This window comes from Amycolatopsis sacchari (assembly GCF_900114035.1).
In the GTDB taxonomy this organism is placed as follows: Bacteria; Actinomycetota; Actinomycetes; order Mycobacteriales; family Pseudonocardiaceae; genus Amycolatopsis_E; species Amycolatopsis_E sacchari.
Genome location: NZ_FORP01000001.1, coordinates 251,291 through 268,585 on the forward strand (window position 1 = coordinate 251,291; position 17,295 = coordinate 268,585).

Sequence of the window (17,295 nt, forward strand, 5' to 3'; positions counted from 1 at the left end):
GTCCTACCTAGGCTGGGCGTACCAGTACGCCGTGGTCGAGACGGCGGCGTTCGCCAGCGGCAGGTAGCGGCCGCCGGACTGCCAGCCGAGCGCCTGCAGCGTCACGCGCAGGTCCTGGGTGAACGTGACCGGGTCGCGCACGTGCCAGCGGTACGCGCCGAAACGCTGGTCCGGCTGGTAGATCTCGTCCGGCGGCAGCACCTGGTGCAGCCCCAGCCACTGGGTCGAGTACGTCGCGTACCGGCCGCCGAGGTCGAAGTTCCACGCGCCGCCGAAGTAGTCCTCGGTGCCGGTGCCGCAGATCGTCGGGAACTCCTGGTCGCCGTCGAGGTAGAACTTGATCTCGCCCTCGCCCCACCAGCCGGGCACCCGCGGTGCGATCGCGAGGTACGTGCCCGCGTACTGCCCGGGCCCGGTGACGCCGTCGAGCAAGGTGTGGACGGCGGGGGAACCGAGCGGGTCGCTGCTGCGCCAGGCGGCGTGCAGGTGTGCGGCGTCCGGCGGCAGTTCCCGCAGCCGGTAGCTGATCTGGTGGTACACGGGTACGTCGGCCCCGCTGGTGTTGCCGAGCGTGATCCGGGCGCGGCGGTGGAAGGGCATGGGCCAGTAGCTGTTCAGCCCGCCCGCCGGCGCCACGACGATCATTTCGGAGTCGAGGAGCGCGAGTTCCGGCCAGGCGGTGCCGAAGAACGCGCCGAGCGGCACGTCGACCGCGGGGTACTCCTCGTCGTCCCAGTACATCCGCAGGGTGAGCGACTGGAGCCTGCTGACGTCCGTGGTGAGCCAGAGGTGCGTGACGATGCCGGGCCCGGTGAGGTCGGCGAGCGTCGCGGTACCGCCGTCCGGCAGGATGATCGACGGCGAGACCTTCCAGCCCCGGCCCAGTTCGCGCGCAGCCTCCGCACCGGTGCCTTCCGTCGCCCTGGCGCCGCCGCCCTTGGCGCCGTCGGGGTTCTCGGGGCTGACCGAACCGGCGGTGCCCGGCCACAGCCGCCACAGCTCGTCCACGACGGGCTACCGGACGGCCATCTCGCCCAGCTCCGACCAGCCCTCCTGCGGGACCGAGAAGTTCACGATCCGCGGCGTCTCCGCCAGGTGCGGCGGCAGTTTCTCCTGCGCGGCCTTGAAGTGGGCGGACTGCACGTGCGCGGCACCGGCGTCGTCGTCCTTGAACGCCTCGACGAGCACGTACTCGGTGGGGTCGTCGAGGCTGCGCGACCAGTCGAACCACAGGCAGCCCACCTCCCCGCGCGTGGCCTCGGTGAACTCGCGGGAGATCTCCGGCCACTGGTCGGCGTACTCGGGCTTGATCCGGAACTTCGCGGTGATGAAGATCATTTCGCTCCTCGTTCGCTGCGGCTGCCCTGCCTCCCCGTACTGTCCCAGTCCCGCTCGCGCCGCGTCCACCGAAGAGATGCGCGGGGCAGGCGCACCGGGGAGGATGGACGCGCACACCAGCGGAAAGGAGCGCACGTGGCGCAGCTCGGGTTCCCCCGGAAGTGGCCTTCCCGGTGGCCGGTGCAGCCGACGCCGCGGGAGCTGTGGTCGGCGCAGGAGCCGACCTTCAAAGCCGCCTCGCCCGCGGTGATCGAGGCGGCCGCGAAGCGTGCGGAAGCGCGTCCGTCGGGCAACTGGTTCGCCTTCGCCGCGAGCAGCGACGTGCGGCCCGGCCGTCCGTTCGGCACGCGGATCGCGGGGCGGGAACTGGTCGCCTGGCGTGACAGCGCGGGAAAGCTGGTCGTCGGGCCGGGGGAGTGCCCGCACCTCGGCGCGCCGCTGGCGGACGGGCGCGTCGTGTGCGACACGGTGGTGTGCCGGTGGCACGGGCTGCCGGTCGGCGCGAACGGCAAGTACGGCTGGGAACCGGTGCCCAGCCACGACGACGGGGTGCTGGTGTGGGCCCGGCTCGACGGGCCCGGCGGCGAGGAACCCCTGCCCGCGCCGGTGCTTCCCGCGCGCCCGGCGGCGCCGGGCAGCGTCGCGGCGGTGACGCGGCTGGTCGGTGTGTGCGAGCCGACCGATGTGGTTGCCAACCGGCTCGACCCTTGGCACGGCTCGTGGTTCCACCCGTACTCGTTCGCGCACCTGACCGTCCGCTCGGCACCCGCGGTCGACGCTGCCGAGGAGGACGACCGGTTCGTCGTCGACGTGACCTTCCGGGTCGGGCCCGGCCTCGGCGTGCCGGTGCGCGCCGAGTTCACCTGCCCCGAGCCGCGCACGGTGGTCATGACGATCATCGAGGGCGAGGGCACCGGCAGCGTCGTGGAAACACACGCGACCCCGCTGGGGCCGGGCCCGGACGGCAGGCCGCGCACGGCGGTGCTGGAGGCGACGATCGCGACCTCGCCGCGTCCGGGGTTCGCGCTGGCCCGCCGGGCCGCGCCCGCGCTCCGGCCGTTGATGCGCCGTGCTGCGACGCGGTTGTGGCGCGACGACCTCGCCTACGCCGAACGCCGCTACGCCCTGCGGGAGTCGCGTTAGGACGGTCGTGCCCCGGCGAGCACCGTCGTCACGGCCTTGTGGACGGCGGCGGGTTCGGGCCGCGGCCCTTGCCGGTCGGCGAACAGCAGGTGCGTGCCGCCGAGCAGGGTGCCGGCGAGCACGTGGACGTCCGCGTCCGGCGCGAGACGGCCGAGGTCCCGTTCGGCCGCGAGGTAGGCGGCGAGCAGGGTGCCCGCCTCGCTCAGGATCGGCACACCCGTCGGAACGTGCTCGCGCAGCCGCGCCCGCAGCTCGTCCCGGAAGGTGATGAGCGGGATGATCGCGACGGCCACCGAACCGAACAACTCCGTCAGCGCCTCCGTGACGTTCCCGGCGACGTCGCCGGTCCCGGCGGCCTCACGCAGGGCGGTGAACCGCGGCCGCATGCGGTCGACGCGGTCGAGCACGAGCTCGGCGAGGAAGCCGTCGAAGTCGGCGAAGTGCTTGTGCAGCACGCCTTTCGCGACGTCCGCTTCGGCGGTGACCGCGCGGCTGGTGAGCGCGCCCGGCCCGTCCCGCAGCAGGATGCGCTCGGCGGCGTCGAACAGCTGGGTGCGCACGTCGCGCAGGTGGACCCCGGTCGGCATCGCCGTCCTTTCCTAATGGGCGCTTGCCCACTATGGTGGGCGCATGCCCACTTTACCTCAGCAGCCCCACGAAGCCCGGGAGATCGCCGAGTCGTTCGGAGGAGACCCCGAACGCTACGACCGGACACGGCAGCCTTACCCGGAAGCACTGGTCGAACGGGTCGTGGCCGCGAGCCCGGGCCGGGAGTTCCTCGATGTCGGCTGCGGCACGGGCATCGAGGCCCGGCAGTTCCAGGCGGCGGGCTGCCGGGTGCTCGGCGTCGAACCCGACGCGCGGATGGCCGGCTTCGCCCGGCAGCGCGGCCTCGAGGTGGAGGTCGCCAAGTTCGAGGACTGGGATCCCGCGGGCCGCTCGTTCGACGCGCTCGTCGCGGGCACCTCGTGGCACTGGGTCGATCCCGTCGCCGGAGCGGCCAAGGCCGCGCGGGTCCTGCGGCCCGGCGGGCGGGTGGCGCTGTTCTGGCACGTGTTCGACCTGCCGGAACCCGTCCGGCAGGCGTTCGTCGCGGTGTACGAGCGGGTGGTGCCGGACTCGCCCTTCGACGTCCGGAAGCTGCCGAAGCGCGCGATGGACGTCTACCGGCCGGGGCTGGACAGGACGGCGGAGGAGTTGCGGAGCACGGGCGCGTTCGGCGAGCCGGAGCGGTGGCTGTTCGACTGGGAACGCACCTACACGCGGGAGGAGTGGCTGGACCAGCTGCCCACGCACGGCATGTTCACCCGGCTGCCACCGGAGAAACTGGCCGAGGTGACGCAGGCGGTCGGGGCCGCGATCGACGAGCTGGGCGGCGACCTGACCATGCCCTACACGACGGCGGTCGTCACCGCGGTTCGGGACTAGTCGTCCGGGGCTCGCGGTCGGAAGCCGGCCAGACGTAGGGGATGTCGTCGGGCACGTCGGGGAACCAGCGGGCGTAGTGCTCCGGGTCCTTGCGCACCAGCGCCGACTGGTGGCTGCGGTGGAAGTCCTGGTCGCCGAACCACGGCGGCATCTCCCCGGCCTCCAGCAAGGAAACCTCCGTGCGCACGAGCGTCAGCCCGGTCGCCCGCCGCAGGTCCTCCGTCAGCTTCACCGCGCACGTGTCCTCGCGCCCCGAGGAGGTCCACACCTCGCACATCTGCAGGCCGTACCGGGTCAGCGCTTCCTCGTAGCCCCACCACATCTTGACCGCGGGGTGGTGCCGCCAGCCGTAGCCCGGCACCGTCAGCGCCCGCAGCACCTGCAGCGTCTCGACCCGCTGCTTGCCCAGCCGCCGCGGGTCCAGGACCCTGGCGGTCGCCGCGAAGTCCGGGTACGGCAGGAAGGTCTGCACCGGGTCTCCCTCTCTCTCACCGCAGGCGGGCCAGCGCCCGGAGCGGCCCGAACCGCCCGCGCACGGGCACGGTCGTGAGCGGGTGCCCCGCCGTGCCCCAGCCGGCGAGCAGCCGGTTCGCCGCCAGCCAGCCCGTCGTCGCCGCGCGTTCCATCAGCGCGACGGGGAGGTCGGCGCGCACGCCGTCGCCCGCCAGTGCCAGCCCCGGCACCGGGGTGGCGACGGCCGGGCGGCGGAAGTACGTGCCGGGCGCGAACAACGGGCAGTCGGCCCGCCACTCCTCCCGGTCGCCCACGATCGTCGCCTGCTGGGTTTCCGGATAGATCGCGTGCAAACGCGCCAGCAGCTCCTTGCCGGTCGTTTCCCGGTCCGCCGCCGCGTACGCGTGCAGTTCCACCACCGAGCCGCCGCTGCGCGCGGCCCACGCCGCCGCGTCGGCGTCGTAGCGGTCCAGCACGCTGATGTTGTCCAGCGGCGGCAGCCCGCCCGTGGCGAGGAACGGCGGGCGGTCGGCGCGCACCGGGCGGTCGAGCCACAGCCGGCGCACCAGGAACGGCGGCGCGGTCTCCTGCGCGGCGATCTGGTCACGCCATTCCGGCGGCCCCAGCGGGGACGCGGCGACCAGCTCCCGCAGCGCGGGGATCTCCAGCGCCAGCACCACTCCGTCGACCTCGTACGAGGCGTCCGCCGTGTGCACGGCGAAGCCCGGCTCGACCGCCGTGACGGGCGTGGCCGGGTGCAGGCGGGCGCCGAGCGCGGCGAGCCGGTCGGTGACCGGGGTCCAGAGCGTGTGGAAGGGCTCGCGCGGCACGTCGAACAGCAGGCCCTCGGCCGAGCCCAGGAAGTACAGGTGGAACATCACGGCCAGCTCGGCGGCCGACAGGCGCTGCGGTGACGCGAAGAAGCTGCGTGAGAACACGTCGAACGCCAGGTGCCGCGCCGCTTCGGGGAACCGGATCCGCGCCAGGAAGTCGGCGGCGTTCTCCGTGTCGAGCTGTTCGTAGCTCTCCGGCACGCGAACGTCCACAAGGGACAGTGCGGCCCGCATGTTCACCTTGCGCAGGCCGGACAACGTGAACGTGGAGCTGCGCAGGGCGAAGCCGAACGCGTTCCACGGCGGGGTGCGGGGCAGGCCGCGGAAGGTGTCGGTGTGGCCGTGTTCGTCGAGCAGCGGGTAGTCGGTCACCGGCCGCAGTTCGACATCCGCCCGGGCGAGCAGCGCACGCAGGTTGTAGTACTGGCGGAAGAACGCGTGGAACCCGCGGCTCATGCCGACCGTGCTGCCGTCGGGCAGCTTCGTGGTCCAGCCGCCGACGCGCCCGCCCCAGTACGGCTCACGCTCGAACAACTCGACGGTGACCCCGCGCTCGGCGAGCGCCGTGGCCGCCGTCAGCCCGGCGATCCCGCCGCCGACGACCGCGACGCGCTTCGGTTCGGGGACCCGCGGAGCGCCGGCAGGCGCGGCGAACCGCACCCTCTTCCGGTCCCTCATGCCTTTTCCGCCCGGAACGTGTGCACGATCCCGCGCTGCCAGCCGGTCATGGTCGTGGTGCGGACGCCGGTGAAGCCGGTGCGCCGCAGCCGTCCGGCGAACTCGGTCGCGCCGTCGAAGCCGAGCACGCTGCGCCACAGGTAGCGGTACAGCCCCGCGTCACCGCCCACGACCCGCCCCAGCGGGATGATCACCGACCAGCACACCGCGTGCCACGTCAGCCGGGCGCGGAGACTGTCGGCGACGCTGTAGTCGTGCACGACGAGCACCCCGCCGGGCCGCAGCAGGTCCAGCATCGCGGTGAGCGTGGTGTCCGGGTCCGGCAGGTTCCGGATCAGGTACGCGGCGAAGATCGCGTCGAACGGTCCCGTCACGCCGGAGGAGGCCAGGTCCTCGACCCGGCTGTGCACGAACTCCACCCGGCCCGGCCAGGGCTTCCGCCGGGCCTGGGCCAGCATCCCCGCCGACGCGTCCATACCGACGACCTCCGCGCCGGGCAAGACATCCAGGACCGCGGCGGTCGACGCGCCCGTGCCGCAGCCCGCGTCGAGCACGCGCCGGGCGCCGGCGGGGATCGCGGCCGCCGACCGGCGGAGGTGCGCGTGGTAGCCGGGGTTGAGGCCGACCAGCCGGTCGTAGGCGCGCGACCCGCGGTCGAACGCCGTGGCAAGCTCGCTCATGCCGCCTCCTGATCGGACGCGGCAAGCCGCGGCAGTGCTATGACGTCGGCGAGCATGGTGCCGATGATTCGCTCGCAAGCTTCGCTCATGCCGCCTCTTCCTTTTTCTTCGCGCGCAGCCAGCACAGCAGGGTCAGGGTGACGAGGCTGAAGCCGAACAGGTAGTCCTCGACCGGGATGTCGAACGGGAAGCGCAACCCCGTCATCTCGTCGGGGTTGTAGCCCACGATCGGATCCGGCAGGCGCGTGAGCCAGCCGTCGACCGGCACCTGGAACGCCACGACGATCGCCATCGAGATCCAGTAACCGGGCCGCCGGAACAACCCCGTGCGCAGCCAGAGCAGTTCGGCCGCGACGACCGCGGGCACCGACAGCACCGCGGGCAGCGTGTAGCCCATCATGCGCGGATCCTGGCGAGCATCCGCTCCACGGTCTCGAACGTCAGCAGCCCGCACAGCGGGATCACGACGAAGAACAGGGCCTCCTCCAGCGGGACGCCGAACGGCAGCGTGATCCCCACCAGGAAGCGCGGGTCGTAGTGCCACACCTCACCGGCGATCGCCAGCACGTCCCACACCAGGAACACCGCGGCCGCGGGCAGGACCGCCTTCGCCAGCCGCGCCGGGCGGCGGTACACCCGCGACCCCGTCAGTTCCAGCGGCAACGTCACCAGCAGGCACGCGGCCAGCACCAGCAGGTACTGCAGGTGGTCCATCCTCCCGCCCTTCCCGTCTCATCCAGCGGCACCAGGACTGCCCGCGGCCACCCCGGCGGAAACGCGGGCCCACAGCGCGCGCGTCGCGGCGCTGCCCGCCAGCGCGAGCCGCGCCGGGTTGCCGACCGTCGCCCTGGCCCGGAACACGTTGTGGTCCTCGGCCTCGATGCGGTCGAGGATGCGAGCGTAAAGCGTGTACGCGGTGGCCACACACGGTCGCGACACGGGGTCGAGCAGCGCGATGCCCGGCTCGGCACGGCGGTACACCGCACGCGTGAACGCGATCTGGTCGGCCAGCGCGCGGCGCACCCGCGGGTCGAGCCGCCCGGTGCGGCGGCACCAGAACAGCAGCTCGCGGTCCACGCCGTAGGCGGCGAGTTCGTCGGCGGGGAGGTACACGCGGCCCCGGTCGAGGTCCTCGGCCACGTCACGCAGGAAGTTGGTCAGCTGGAACGCTTCGCCGAGGGCGGCGGCGTGCGGGGCGGCCTCGGCGGGGTCGCAGACCGTGCCGAGCACCGGCAGCAGCTGCAGGCCGATCACCTCGGCCGAGCCGTGCACGTAACGGCGCAGCCCGGCGCGGTCGGGGTAGCCGGTGACGGTCAGGTCCATCCGCATCGACGCCAGGAACGCCCAGTACAGCTCCTCGTCGATGCCGAACCGCCTCGTGGTGTCGACGACGGCGGCGAGCACGGGATGCGTGGAACGGCCGGTGCGCAGGCCCTCGGCCAGGTCGTGCCGCACCCGGTCGAGCCGGGCGGCGACATCGGCGCCCGGCTCGGGGTCGTCGACGATGTCGTCGGCGTGGCGGGCGAACCCGTAGAGGGCGTGGATCGCGGGACGTTGCCGGGGGTGCAGCAGGCGGGTGGCCAGGAAGTAGGTGCGCCCGTGCCGCGCGTTGAGCGCACGGCACCGGGTGTACGCGTCGTGCAGCCGCGGATCGGTGATCCGTGCCGCCGCGAACTCTCGCCGGGTCAAGTGCCGCTCCAGGATCTCGAGGTGTGTCCGGTGGTGCCCGGGGTACCCCGGGTTCGCACGAAGTGACGCACAACCGTTGCAACCATAGCGAGGGAGCCGGTCATGAGCAGCGTGCCGCCGAGCCGTCCGGACCGTCCACGGGGGAGCGCCGCGACGGGGCGCGCCCCCCTCGTGCGGGGGGCCAGAACTTTTCCCGGGCAATATTGCACTCTATATTGCCGGGCAGGAGCCGCCGCAGCACCGAGCACGGGAAGGCGGATCGGATGACCGACGAGGACGCGGCCGTCGCAGTCGAGGTGGCGCGGACCGCGGACCTGTGCGCGCTCGCCGCCGGCGCGGACGAGCCCGGGCAGCTGGCGGAGTTGCTCCAGACCACACCGCACCCCGAGGAACTGGTCGCGATGTGGGCGCGGCTGCTGGTCACGCTGGTCCCCGAGGACCGGACGGCCGAGCTGGTCGACCAGCTGTGGCGCGAGGACGACAGCGAGTGGCTCATCGCGGTCGAGCACTTCCTGGACTACGCGCACCGGCGGCAGCCGGGCACGCTCGCCAGGTTCACCGCCGAGGTCACGGCGTGGCCCGCGGCGAGCCAGGCCGCGTTCGCCGGGCTGGTCCTCGCCGCCATCGCGGACGCGCTGCCCGAGGGCATGGTGCCCTCGCACTACCTCGTCGCCCGCGGGCTGGTCGTCGAGGCGGCCGCCTCGGTGGGTGCTCCCGAGCTGGCCGACGCGCTGGCCGGGCTCGTCGCGCTCGGCTGGCGCGAACCGGGCGCGCTGCCCGCCGCGCGGCTGGCGTACGACCTGGCGCGGCACGTCGAGCAGGAGCTGCCGGGTCTCCTCCCGCGCAGGCAGGCGGTCGCGGCGCTCGCGCTGGTCGTCGGCGGGTTCCGGGATCCGGGCGAGCCGGTGGTGGTGCGCCTGCACGACGGTTCCGGCGTGGTGACCGACGCGGACGAGCCGCTGGGGATCGTGGACCAGTCGCGGCGCGCGACGGTGGTCGCCGCCCGCGTGGTGCGGCACGCCGGGAGAGGTGAGATGCGGCGGCTGGAGGCGGAGCTGACCGCACACGCCCCCGCCCCGCACGACCTGCTGCCGGTGCTGCTGGCACTGGCGCTGGCCGCGGCGGCGTACGTCCGCGAGGACGTGCGCACCTGATCTTCAGCCCGGCCGCCCAGCCCGTCCCTGCCGTCGACGACGGCGCGCGCCTGCTGCCGCCCGGCGCCTCGTCGAGCCACCTGGTCACATGGCTACCCCGACATGTCCCGGCCCCCCGGCGCACCACCGCCGTTCACGTGGGGTTCGCCCTCGGGGGCGACGCTTCCGGGCGTGACCCACGACCACTCCCATCCCCACCACCACCATCACCACGCGGACGACGAGCTGACCCCGGCCGCCGACGTGTCGATCCCCGACGAGGAGCTGAGCCCGGCCGAGCGGTCCCGGCGCTCGGTGTTCCGCCGCGCCGGGCTGCTCGGCGCGGGACTGGCCGCGGGCAGCGTGCTGACCGCCGGCACCGCGGCCGCCACGGGCAACCGCGTCCCGCGTGGCGGCTACCTGTGGCTGGCCGGCGACCACCACATCCACACGCAGTACAGCTCCGACGCCAAGTACCGCGTGCTCGACCAGGTGCGGCACGCCAGCGCGCACGGGCTCGGCTGGATGGTGATCACCGACCACGGCAGCCAGCAGCACGCGAAGATCGGCGTGGAAAAGGTCAACCCGGACATCGTCGCCGCACGGCAGCGGACGCCGGACACGCTGGTGTTCCAGGGGCTGGAGTGGAACATCCCCTCCGCCGAGCACGGCACCGTCTTCGTGCACCCCGGCCGCAACGAGGTGGCGCTGCTCAAGGAGTTCGAGAACTCCTACGACGGTTCCGTGAAGGGCGCCTCCGGCAGCAGCCCCGCCAACGAGGCGCTGGCGATCGCGGGCGTCAACTTCCTCGCCGACGCCGTGCGCCGCCGCCGGATCCAGGACGCCCTGTTCCTGGCGAACCACCCGGCGCGCAAGGGCATCGACTCGCCGCACGAGATCCGCGGCTGGCGCGACGCGGCGCCGGACATCGCCGTGGGCATGGAAGGCGCGCCCGGTCACCAGGCCGCCGGCCTGCCCGCGCCCCACGGCCCGGGCGGCGCCCGCGGCATCTACGACAACAGCCCCGGCGCGGACTCGTTCCCCGGCTACCCGCTGGAGAGCTACCGCACGTGGGGCGGGTTCGACTGGATGACCGCGACCGTCGGCGGGCTGTGGGACAGCCTGCTCGCCGAGGGCAAACCCTGGTGGATCACGGCAAATTCTGACTCGCACAACATCTACGCCGACAACTCGGTGCGCGGCCCCGGCACGAACTTCGACGCCAACGGCTACCACAACGACCCCGTCTACGGCGGGGACCTCAACCTCGGCGACACCGACTTCTGGCCCGGCTACTACAGCCGCACCCACGTCGGCGCCACGGACTTCTCCTACGCGGCGGTGATGGACGGCATCCGCGCCGGGCGCGTGTGGGTGGACCACGGCGGCCTGCTCAGCGGCCTCGACGTCCAGCTGCGTGCCCGCGACGGCCGGAACTCCGTGCCGCTGGGCGGGATGCTGCACGTGCGCCGCGGCACCGCGGTGGACCTCGTGATCACGATCGACCTGGCGAACGGGCCGAACTGGGCGCAGTTCGTGCCGGTGCTGGCGCGGCTCGACGTGATCCAGGGCGCCGTCAAGGGTCCCGTCGCCGACCGCGACACGTTCGTCGCGCCGGACACCCGCGTCGTGAAGTCCTTCGAGGTGGGCAAGGGGACCGGGCAGGTCCGCTTCACCTACTCGCTCGGCAAGGTCTCCGCGCCGCTGTACGTGCGGTTGCGCGGGACGGACGGCAAGCGGTCCGCGGTCGGGTTGCGCGGTGCCGCGGTGGACCCGGCCGGCCCGGCGATGGACACCCCCGGTAACGCCGACCCGTGGCAGGACCTGTGGTTCTACACCAACCCGATGTGGGTCCTGCCCTCGTGACCTGCTTCGGCATCGACACCGGCACCCGCACGCTCCGGGAGGCGGACCACCTCGCCCACGAGGTGGCCGCACGGCTGCGCCTCCCGGAGCGGGCGGTGGTCTGCACGCACCTGATCCGCTCCGGCGAGCCGCACGTCGCGGTGTCGCTGGCCGTGCCGCCGGGCTTCGGCGGGTTGTGGAACGAGCTGACGCGGTACGCCGAGCACGGGACGGCCGGAGTCGCGGGCGGCACCGGCCGCTCCGGCCGCCCCGAACTGGCGGAGGCGGCGGCCGCGGCCGCGTGCGAGCACGAGGCGGGCAACGGCGGCCGGGCGGTGGTGTTCCCCGGATCCGCGCTGCTGACCGGGACGCTACCGGTTTCGGACGTGCTCACGCGGACGGCGATCACGCGGGTGGTCAGCATCGGCGGCCCCGTGCCCGGCGACGACGACCTCCTCGACACGAGGGACCACGTCCGTCCCGAGTGGAGGGACGGCGAGCTGGTGCTGGCGGTGACGGTGATCCACAGTGGACGGTTCGCGCCGTTCGAGGTGCCCAACCCGACGCCCTGCTGCGTCGATCACGCGTAGATCGCGCGGAGCCACACTTCCAGCAGGACGTCCACGACGCCGGTCTCGGCGACCGTGGGTTCCTCGGCGGCGAAGGTCGCGTGCAGCACGCGCTCGTTCATCAGGTTCAGCACGGTCGCGAGGTCACGGGCGGAGCGGCCCGGGGGAGCGGCGCCGCGCTCGCGCTCGGTCTCGATCGCCGCCGCGGTGCTCTCGACCCACCGGTCCATCACCTTCGACCAGAGCTCCCGCACCTCCGGCAGCGTCGCCCTCGCTTCGCCGACCGCGAGCGCGACCGCCCGGTGGGCCCGGAACGTCTCGTAGAAGGCGTTGATGCAGCCTCGCCAGCGCTGCGCCGTGTCGTCGGCGGGCTGCGCCAGCACCCGCTGCGACGCCTCGTCCGCCTCCTCGACGACCCGGTCCAGCAGCGCGAGCAGCACCGCCTCCTTGCCACGGAAGTAGAAGTAGAACGTGGGGCGGGAGATGCCGGCGCCCCGCGCCAGGTCGTCGATCGAGATGTCGCGCAGCGGGCGTTCCGCCAGGAGACGCTCCGCCGTCGCCAGGATCGCCAGCTCGCGGTCGTCACCGCTCGGCCGCGCGCCCCGGCGCCCCCGGCTCGTCCGGTTCCCCTCCTCGCTGGACATGCGGTCACTCTAGCGCGGCTGAGCTGGCTCGACAGTGTGTCGACTGATTCGACGCCCTGTTGACTGCCTGATCTACCGTCGGTAGGTTCCCGATCAGGCCGCAGGAGTCCTGACGAGGGGAAGTCGTATGGCAGCCGAGCACTTCGACGTCGTGATCGTGGGCGCCGGGCTCTCCGGGGTGGGCGCCGCCTGCCACCTCCTGCGGGAGGCGCCGGGCAAGACGTTCACGATCCTCGAAGCACGGGACGCCATGGGCGGCACGTGGGACCTGTTCCGCTACCCCGGCATCCGGTCCGACTCGGACATGTTCACCCTGGGCTACGAGTTCCGCCCCTGGCCCGAGGCGAAGGCGATCGCCGACGGCCCCGCCATCCGCGACTACATCCGCGACACCGCCCGCGAGTACGGCGTCGACCGGCGGATCCGCTTCTCCCACAAGGTCGTGCGTGCCGAGTGGTCGAGTGCGGACGCGCGCTGGACGGTCGAGGCCCGGCGCTCCGACACCGGCGAGACGGTCGAGCTCACCTGCGGCTTCCTGTTCACCAACTCCGGCTACTACGACTACGACGAGGGCTACACCCCGGAATTCCCCGGTGTCGAGGACTTCCGCGGCACCGTCGTGCACCCCCAGCACTGGCCCGAGGACCTCGACTACGACGGCAAACGGGTCGTCGTGATCGGCAGCGGGGCCACGGCCGTGACGCTCGTGCCCGCGATGGCCGAGCGCGCCGGGCACGTGACGATGCTGCAGCGGTCGCCGAGCTACGTGCTGGCCCTGCCCGGCACCGACCGGCTCGCGGACCGGCTGCGCCGCGTCCTGCCGGCGCGGGTGGCCAACCCGGTGATCCGCTGGCAGCACGTGCTGGGCGCCGCCCTGTTGTTCCGGCTGTCGCGCAGCCGCCCCGAGCTGGTGAAGCGCTTCCTGCGCAAGGCGGTGCAGCGGCAGCTGCCGCCCGGCTACGACGTCGACACGCACTTCAAGCCGTCCTACGACCCGTGGGACCAGCGGTTGTGCATCGTGCCGGACGGCGACCTGTTCCGCGCGGTGCGGCACGGCCGCGCGTCGGTCGTGACCGCGCGCATCGACCGGTTCACCGAGCACGGGATCCGCCTGGAGTCGGGTGAGGAGCTGGCCGCGGACCTCGTCGTCACCGCGACCGGGCTGAACCTGCTGCCCGCGGGCGGGATCGCGCTGACGGTCGACGGCACCCCGGTGGACCTCGCGAAAACGGTGTCGTACAAGGGCATGATGCTCTCCGGCGTGCCGAACTTCGCGATGACGGTCGGCTACACCAACGCGTCGTGGACGCTCAAGGCCGATCTCGTCGCGCGCTACGTGTGCCGCCTGCTCAAGCACATGGATGAACACGGCTTCGCCCGCTGCACCCCGAAACCGCCGCCCGGGCCGCTGCCGGAGGTGCCGTTCATCGACCTCAAGTCCGGTTACGTGCTGCGCAGCCTCGGCAAGCTCCCCAAGCAGGGCGAGTCGGCGCCGTGGCGGCTGTACCAGAACTACCCGCGGGACGTCCTGCTGCTGCGCTGGGGCCCGCTGGAGGACGAGGGCGTCGAGTTCGCCCCCGCCACGTCGAGGAGCACCGCGACGGTCTGAGAGAGGAACACCATGAGCTTCACGCTGGCAACGATGCTGCGGGAGTCGAGACTGGCGGCGCCGGACAAGGTGCTGTGCCACTTCGGCGACACGTCGTTCACCTACGCGCAGGTGGACGAGGTGTCGGGCCGGGTGGCGGCGAGCCTGCTCGCGCTGGGGCTGCGGCGCGGGGACAAGGTCGCGGTGCACCTGCCGAACCTGCCCCAGTTCCTGTTCACCTACTTCGGCATCCTCAAGGCCGGGCTGGTCATGGTGCCGCTCAACCCGTTGCTGCGGGCCGCCGAGATCACCTACCACCTGTCCGATTCGGACTCCCGGCTGCTGATCACGTTCGAGTCCTTCGCGCCGGAGGCCGCCAAGGCGGCGTCCGAAGTGGACGTTCCGCTCTACGTCGTCACCACGCCCGGCAACGCGCAGCCCGCGGGCACGCACCACTTCGACGAGCTGTACTCCAGCGCGGACACCGGCGACCTCGTGCCCACCAACGCCGACGACACGGCGGTGCTGCTCTACACGAGCGGCACCACCGGGCGGCCGAAGGGCGCCGAGCTGACGCACTTCCAGCTGTACATGAACTGCACGGTCAGCGGTGAGCTGTTCGGCTTCCGCGACGACGACATCGGTGTCGCCGTGCTGCCGCTGTTCCACGTGTTCGGGCTGTCCAGCGTGCTCAACGTCGCCGTCCGCTACGCGGGGACCGTCGTGCTGGTGCCCCGGTTCGACGCCGGCGCCGTGCTCGACGCGATCGAACGGCACCGCTGCACCGTGTTCTCCGGCGTGCCGACGATGTACCACGCCCTCGCCCACGCCGACCTCGGCGGACGCGACCTGTCGTCGCTGCGGGTGGGTTCGTCCGGGGGCGCGGCGATCCCCGGCGAGACGATCCGCGCGTTCGAGGAGAAGTTCCCCGGCGTCGTGATCCTGGAGGGCTACGGGCTGTCGGAGACGGCGAGCACCGCGACCTTCAACCGCAGCGCCGAGGAACGCAAGGTGCTCTCGATCGGCAAGCCGATCTGGGGCGTGGAGGTCCGCGTCGTCGACGAGTTCGACCGGCCACTGCCGCCCGGCCCCGACCACGTCGGGGAGATCGTCATCCGCGGGCACAACCTGATGAAGGGCTACTACAAGCGGCCCGAAGCGACCGAGGAGGCGTTCCGGGGCGGCTGGTTCCACACGGGCGACCTCGCCTACGCCGACGAGGACGGCTACTTCTTCATCGTCGACCGCAAGAAGGACCTGATCATCCGCGGCGGCTACAACGTGTACCCGCGGGAGATCGAGGAGGTGCTGTACGAGCACCCGGCCGTGGGCGAGGCGGCGGTGATCGGGCGGCCCGACGAGAAGCTGGGGGAGGAGGTGGTCGCCGTCGTGAGCACGACGGGTGAGGTGACGCCGGAGGAGATCGTGGCGTACTGCCGCGAACGGCTCGCCGCCTACAAGTACCCCCGCGAGGTGCGCATCGTCGGCGAGCTGCCGAAGGGCCCCACCGGCAAGATCCTGAAGAAGGAGCTGCGGTGACGGCGGTGCCCACGGCCGGCGGCGTGGTCGACAGCGCCGACCTCGGCCGCACCTACATGCACGAGCACATCTTCACGCTCACCGCCGACGTGCAGCAGAACTTCCCCGAGGAGTGGGGGGACGAGGAGACGCGGGTCGCCGACGCCGCGGACAAGCTGAAAGCGCTTGCCGCGCAGGGGGTCCGCACGATCGTCGACCCGACCGTGATCGGGCTGGGCCGGTACATCCCGCGCATCCAGCGGGTCGCGGAGCGGGTGCCGGAGCTGAACATCGTCGTCGCGACCGGGATCTACACCTACGAGAGCGTGCCGCACTTCTTCACCCACCGCGGCCCGGCGGTGGGGCGGCCCGAGCCGATGGTGGAAATGTTCGTCCGCGACATCACCGAGGGCATCTCCGGCACCGGCGTGCGGGCCGGGATGCTCAAGTGCGCGATCGACGCGCAGGGCATGACCGCCGGCGTGGAGCGCGTGATGCGGGCCGTCGCGCAGGCGCACCACCGCACCGGGACGCCGATCACCGTGCACACGCACCCGTCGTCGCGGACGGGGCTGGAGGTCAAACGCGTGCTGTGCGACGAGGAGGGCGTCGACCCGGGGCGGGTCGTGCTCGGGCACAGCGGCGACACCACCGACTGCGACCACCTCGCCGAACTGGCCGACGCGGGGTTCGTGCTGGGGATGGACCGGTTCGGCATCAACCTGGAGACCACGTTCGAGGCCCGCGCCGACACCCTCGTCGAGATGTGCCGCCGCGGGTACGCGGGCAGCATGGTGCTGTCGCAGGACGCCTCGTGCTACATCGACTGGATCGAACCGGAGCTCATGGCGCTGCTGCCGCAGTGGCACTACCTGCACATCGCCGACGAGGTGCTGCCGTACGTGCGCGAGCGCGGCGTCACCGAGGAGCAGATCGAGACGATGCTCGTCGGCACGCCGCGCCGCGTCTTCGAGGGCTGACTCAGGTGGCGAGGAAGGCTCTCACCTGGGACAGGACGACCGCGTCGGTGAGGTACCCGAGGTGGGTCTGGCAGGCCACGTAGTTGTTGGCCGCCCCGCTCAGCGCGGTGCTGGTGTAGGGGATGATGATGCCGTCACACGGCGAGTACCAGGTGGCGAACCGCGTCGGCCCCGGGGTTTCGTCGCCCGAGGTGACGGTGGCGATGAACGACGAGCCCGGGTACATCTCCTGGCAGGAAGGGTAGATCAGGCACGCCCCGGCGTAGGTGGTGCCGTGGTTCGCCCCGGCGAGCGAGGCGACGTGGGCCACGGACGCGGTGCCCCCGAGCTGCTTGACGTACCAGTCCGTGACGAGCCCGCCCATCGAGTGGTTCACGATGTCCACTTTGGACGCGCCGGTCCGCTGGCGCACCTGGTTCACGTACGCGGCCAGGCCCGCGGCGCTCGTGCGGTTGGACTGCGCCCAGTTGTAGTCGTAGGCGTACAGCTCGTCACCGCTGTACCCGGCCGCGGCGAACAAGGCCTCCGCGGTCACCCAGTTCGACGCGTTTCCGGTGTAGCCGTGGACGAAGATGACGGGGGTGTGGGTGGCGGCCCGCGCGGTACCGGCACCGGCGAACGTCAGCGCGGCCGTGCACACCGCGAGCAGAACGCCCAGAACGCGACGCATGGAACCTCCTCGTCGAGGGAACAGGGGGTCTCCGAGTGTCCTGCGCCCGGCGCGGCGGGGGCATCGGTGAAACAGCCGGTCCCCGCGAGGAACGATCGGGCAGTGC

General features: G+C 72.5%; 19 protein-coding genes. 8 read left to right on the forward strand and 11 right to left on the reverse strand.

Annotated features, from left to right (window positions below; translation table 11 throughout):
• Positions 1-3 precede the first annotated feature (3 nt).
• On the reverse strand, positions 4-1,008 hold the full coding sequence (locus BMZ92_RS01250) for a glycoside hydrolase family 172 protein (protein WP_091503673.1): 1,005 nt from the start codon (positions 1,006-1,008) through the stop codon (positions 4-6).
• A 6-nt stretch (positions 1,009-1,014) separates the two neighbouring features.
• Positions 1,015-1,338, reverse strand: coding sequence for a putative quinol monooxygenase (locus BMZ92_RS01255; protein ID WP_091503674.1), 324 nt, complete (start codon positions 1,336-1,338; stop codon positions 1,015-1,017).
• 135 nt (positions 1,339-1,473) lie between these two features.
• On the opposite strand from BMZ92_RS01255, the gene BMZ92_RS01260 reads away from it, so the two are divergent.
• Entirely contained in the window at positions 1,474-2,481 is a 1,008-nt protein-coding gene (locus BMZ92_RS01260; RefSeq protein WP_091503676.1) for a Rieske (2Fe-2S) protein, read from the forward strand.
• On the opposite strand, the gene BMZ92_RS01265 is transcribed toward BMZ92_RS01260, so the two are convergent.
• Positions 2,478-3,068 carry a TetR/AcrR family transcriptional regulator gene (locus BMZ92_RS01265; RefSeq protein WP_091503677.1) on the reverse strand — a complete coding sequence of 197 codons (591 nt, stop codon included), beginning with the start codon at positions 3,066-3,068 and terminating at the stop codon, positions 2,478-2,480. The two genes, BMZ92_RS01260 and BMZ92_RS01265, sit on opposite strands and share 4 nt — an antisense overlap.
• Before the next feature lie 43 nt (positions 3,069-3,111).
• Between BMZ92_RS01265 and BMZ92_RS01270 the strand changes: the two genes are divergently transcribed.
• Positions 3,112-3,909: a class I SAM-dependent methyltransferase gene (locus tag BMZ92_RS01270; protein ID WP_091503679.1), complete on the forward strand. Its 798-nt coding sequence runs from the start codon at positions 3,112-3,114 to the stop codon at positions 3,907-3,909.
• Here BMZ92_RS01270 and BMZ92_RS01275 read toward each other — a convergent pair.
• The 6 genes from BMZ92_RS01275 to BMZ92_RS01300 form a co-directional block, all read right to left on the reverse strand.
• The gene (locus BMZ92_RS01275) at positions 3,890-4,381 is read right to left on the reverse strand and encodes an MSMEG_6728 family protein (protein ID WP_091503680.1); all 492 of its coding nucleotides are present in this window, start codon (positions 4,379-4,381) and stop codon (positions 3,890-3,892) included. The two genes, BMZ92_RS01270 and BMZ92_RS01275, sit on opposite strands and share 20 nt — an antisense overlap.
• A 16-nt stretch (positions 4,382-4,397) precedes the next feature.
• Complete coding sequence (locus BMZ92_RS01280; RefSeq protein ID WP_091503682.1) at positions 4,398-5,873, reverse strand: FAD-dependent oxidoreductase; 1,476 nt, start codon at positions 5,871-5,873, stop codon at positions 4,398-4,400.
• A complete protein-coding gene (locus tag BMZ92_RS01285) occupies positions 5,870-6,553 on the reverse strand; it encodes a class I SAM-dependent methyltransferase (RefSeq protein ID WP_091503684.1) in 684 nt (227 codons plus the stop codon). Before BMZ92_RS01285 ends, BMZ92_RS01280 begins: the two co-directional genes overlap by 4 nt.
• An 85-nt stretch (positions 6,554-6,638) precedes the next feature.
• Positions 6,639-6,953: a lycopene cyclase domain-containing protein gene (locus BMZ92_RS01290; RefSeq protein ID WP_091503685.1), complete on the reverse strand. Its 315-nt coding sequence runs from the start codon at positions 6,951-6,953 to the stop codon at positions 6,639-6,641.
• Complete coding sequence (locus BMZ92_RS01295; protein ID WP_091503686.1) at positions 6,950-7,267, reverse strand: lycopene cyclase domain-containing protein; 318 nt, start codon at positions 7,265-7,267, stop codon at positions 6,950-6,952. The genes BMZ92_RS01290 and BMZ92_RS01295 overlap by 4 nt, the downstream gene beginning before the upstream one ends.
• A gap of 18 nt (positions 7,268-7,285) precedes the next feature.
• A complete protein-coding gene (locus BMZ92_RS01300; protein WP_091503688.1) occupies positions 7,286-8,242 on the reverse strand; it encodes a phytoene/squalene synthase family protein in 957 nt (318 codons plus the stop codon).
• A 263-nt stretch (positions 8,243-8,505) separates the two neighbouring features.
• On the opposite strand from BMZ92_RS01300, the gene BMZ92_RS01305 reads away from it, so the two are divergent.
• The 3 genes from BMZ92_RS01305 to BMZ92_RS01315 all read left to right on the forward strand — a co-directional run bounded on the left by BMZ92_RS01305 (position 8,506) and on the right by BMZ92_RS01315 (position 11,810).
• A complete protein-coding gene (locus BMZ92_RS01305) occupies positions 8,506-9,396 on the forward strand; it encodes a hypothetical protein (RefSeq protein ID WP_091503690.1) in 891 nt (296 codons plus the stop codon).
• A gap of 171 nt (positions 9,397-9,567) precedes the next feature.
• The gene (locus BMZ92_RS01310) at positions 9,568-11,241 is read left to right on the forward strand and encodes a PHP domain-containing protein (protein ID WP_091503691.1); all 1,674 of its coding nucleotides are present in this window, start codon (positions 9,568-9,570) and stop codon (positions 11,239-11,241) included.
• On the forward strand, positions 11,223-11,810 hold the full coding sequence (locus BMZ92_RS01315) for a hypothetical protein (protein ID WP_091503693.1): 588 nt from the start codon (positions 11,223-11,225) through the stop codon (positions 11,808-11,810). Before BMZ92_RS01310 ends, BMZ92_RS01315 begins: the two co-directional genes overlap by 19 nt.
• Here BMZ92_RS01315 and BMZ92_RS01320 read toward each other — a convergent pair.
• On the reverse strand, positions 11,801-12,433 hold the full coding sequence (locus BMZ92_RS01320; RefSeq protein WP_091503695.1) for a TetR/AcrR family transcriptional regulator: 633 nt from the start codon (positions 12,431-12,433) through the stop codon (positions 11,801-11,803). The two genes, BMZ92_RS01315 and BMZ92_RS01320, sit on opposite strands and share 10 nt — an antisense overlap.
• A gap of 127 nt (positions 12,434-12,560) precedes the next feature.
• Here BMZ92_RS01320 and BMZ92_RS01325 point away from each other — a divergent pair, with 127 nt between their 5' ends.
• The 3 genes from BMZ92_RS01325 to BMZ92_RS01335 are packed head-to-tail and all read left to right on the forward strand — an operon-like array spanning position 12,561 to position 16,519.
• On the forward strand, positions 12,561-14,042 hold the full coding sequence (locus BMZ92_RS01325; RefSeq protein WP_091503697.1) for a flavin-containing monooxygenase: 1,482 nt from the start codon (positions 12,561-12,563) through the stop codon (positions 14,040-14,042).
• Between the two features lie 12 nt (positions 14,043-14,054).
• A complete protein-coding gene (locus BMZ92_RS01330) occupies positions 14,055-15,560 on the forward strand; it encodes a long-chain-fatty-acid--CoA ligase (RefSeq protein WP_091503698.1) in 1,506 nt (501 codons plus the stop codon).
• Positions 15,557-16,519, forward strand: a complete 963-nt coding sequence (locus BMZ92_RS01335) for a phosphotriesterase family protein (RefSeq protein WP_091503701.1) — start codon at positions 15,557-15,559, stop codon at positions 16,517-16,519. Before BMZ92_RS01330 ends, BMZ92_RS01335 begins: the two co-directional genes overlap by 4 nt.
• 1 nt (position 16,520) lies before the next feature.
• Here BMZ92_RS01335 and BMZ92_RS01340 read toward each other — a convergent pair whose 3' ends face one another.
• Entirely contained in the window at positions 16,521-17,189 is a 669-nt protein-coding gene (locus BMZ92_RS01340) for an esterase/lipase family protein (protein ID WP_091503703.1), read from the reverse strand.
• Between the last annotated feature and the right edge of the window lie 106 nt (positions 17,190-17,295).

What these genes read in the sequence shown, in the direction of transcription:
- BMZ92_RS01325 (WP_091503697.1), top strand. Translation starts at nt 12,561, where the DNA reads ATGGCAGCCGAGCACTTCGACGTCGTGATCGTGGGCGCCGGGCTCTCC.
- BMZ92_RS01295 (WP_091503686.1), bottom strand. Translation starts at nt 7,267, where the DNA reads ATGGACCACCTGCAGTACCTGCTGGTGCTGGCCGCGTGCCTGCTGGTG.
- BMZ92_RS01270 (WP_091503679.1), top strand. Translation starts at nt 3,112, where the DNA reads ATGCCCACTTTACCTCAGCAGCCCCACGAAGCCCGGGAGATCGCCGAG.
- BMZ92_RS01290 (WP_091503685.1), bottom strand. Translation starts at nt 6,953, where the DNA reads ATGATGGGCTACACGCTGCCCGCGGTGCTGTCGGTGCCCGCGGTCGTC.
- BMZ92_RS01255 (WP_091503674.1), bottom strand. Translation starts at nt 1,338, where the DNA reads ATGATCTTCATCACCGCGAAGTTCCGGATCAAGCCCGAGTACGCCGAC.
- BMZ92_RS01280 (WP_091503682.1), bottom strand. Translation starts at nt 5,873, where the DNA reads ATGAGGGACCGGAAGAGGGTGCGGTTCGCCGCGCCTGCCGGCGCTCCG.
- BMZ92_RS01265 (WP_091503677.1), bottom strand. Translation starts at nt 3,068, where the DNA reads ATGCCGACCGGGGTCCACCTGCGCGACGTGCGCACCCAGCTGTTCGAC.
- BMZ92_RS01320 (WP_091503695.1), bottom strand. Translation starts at nt 12,433, where the DNA reads ATGTCCAGCGAGGAGGGGAACCGGACGAGCCGGGGGCGCCGGGGCGCG.
- BMZ92_RS01305 (WP_091503690.1), top strand. Translation starts at nt 8,506, where the DNA reads ATGACCGACGAGGACGCGGCCGTCGCAGTCGAGGTGGCGCGGACCGCG.
- BMZ92_RS01285 (WP_091503684.1), bottom strand. Translation starts at nt 6,553, where the DNA reads ATGAGCGAGCTTGCCACGGCGTTCGACCGCGGGTCGCGCGCCTACGAC.
- BMZ92_RS01340 (WP_091503703.1), bottom strand. Translation starts at nt 17,189, where the DNA reads ATGCGTCGCGTTCTGGGCGTTCTGCTCGCGGTGTGCACGGCCGCGCTG.
- BMZ92_RS01330 (WP_091503698.1), top strand. Translation starts at nt 14,055, where the DNA reads ATGAGCTTCACGCTGGCAACGATGCTGCGGGAGTCGAGACTGGCGGCG.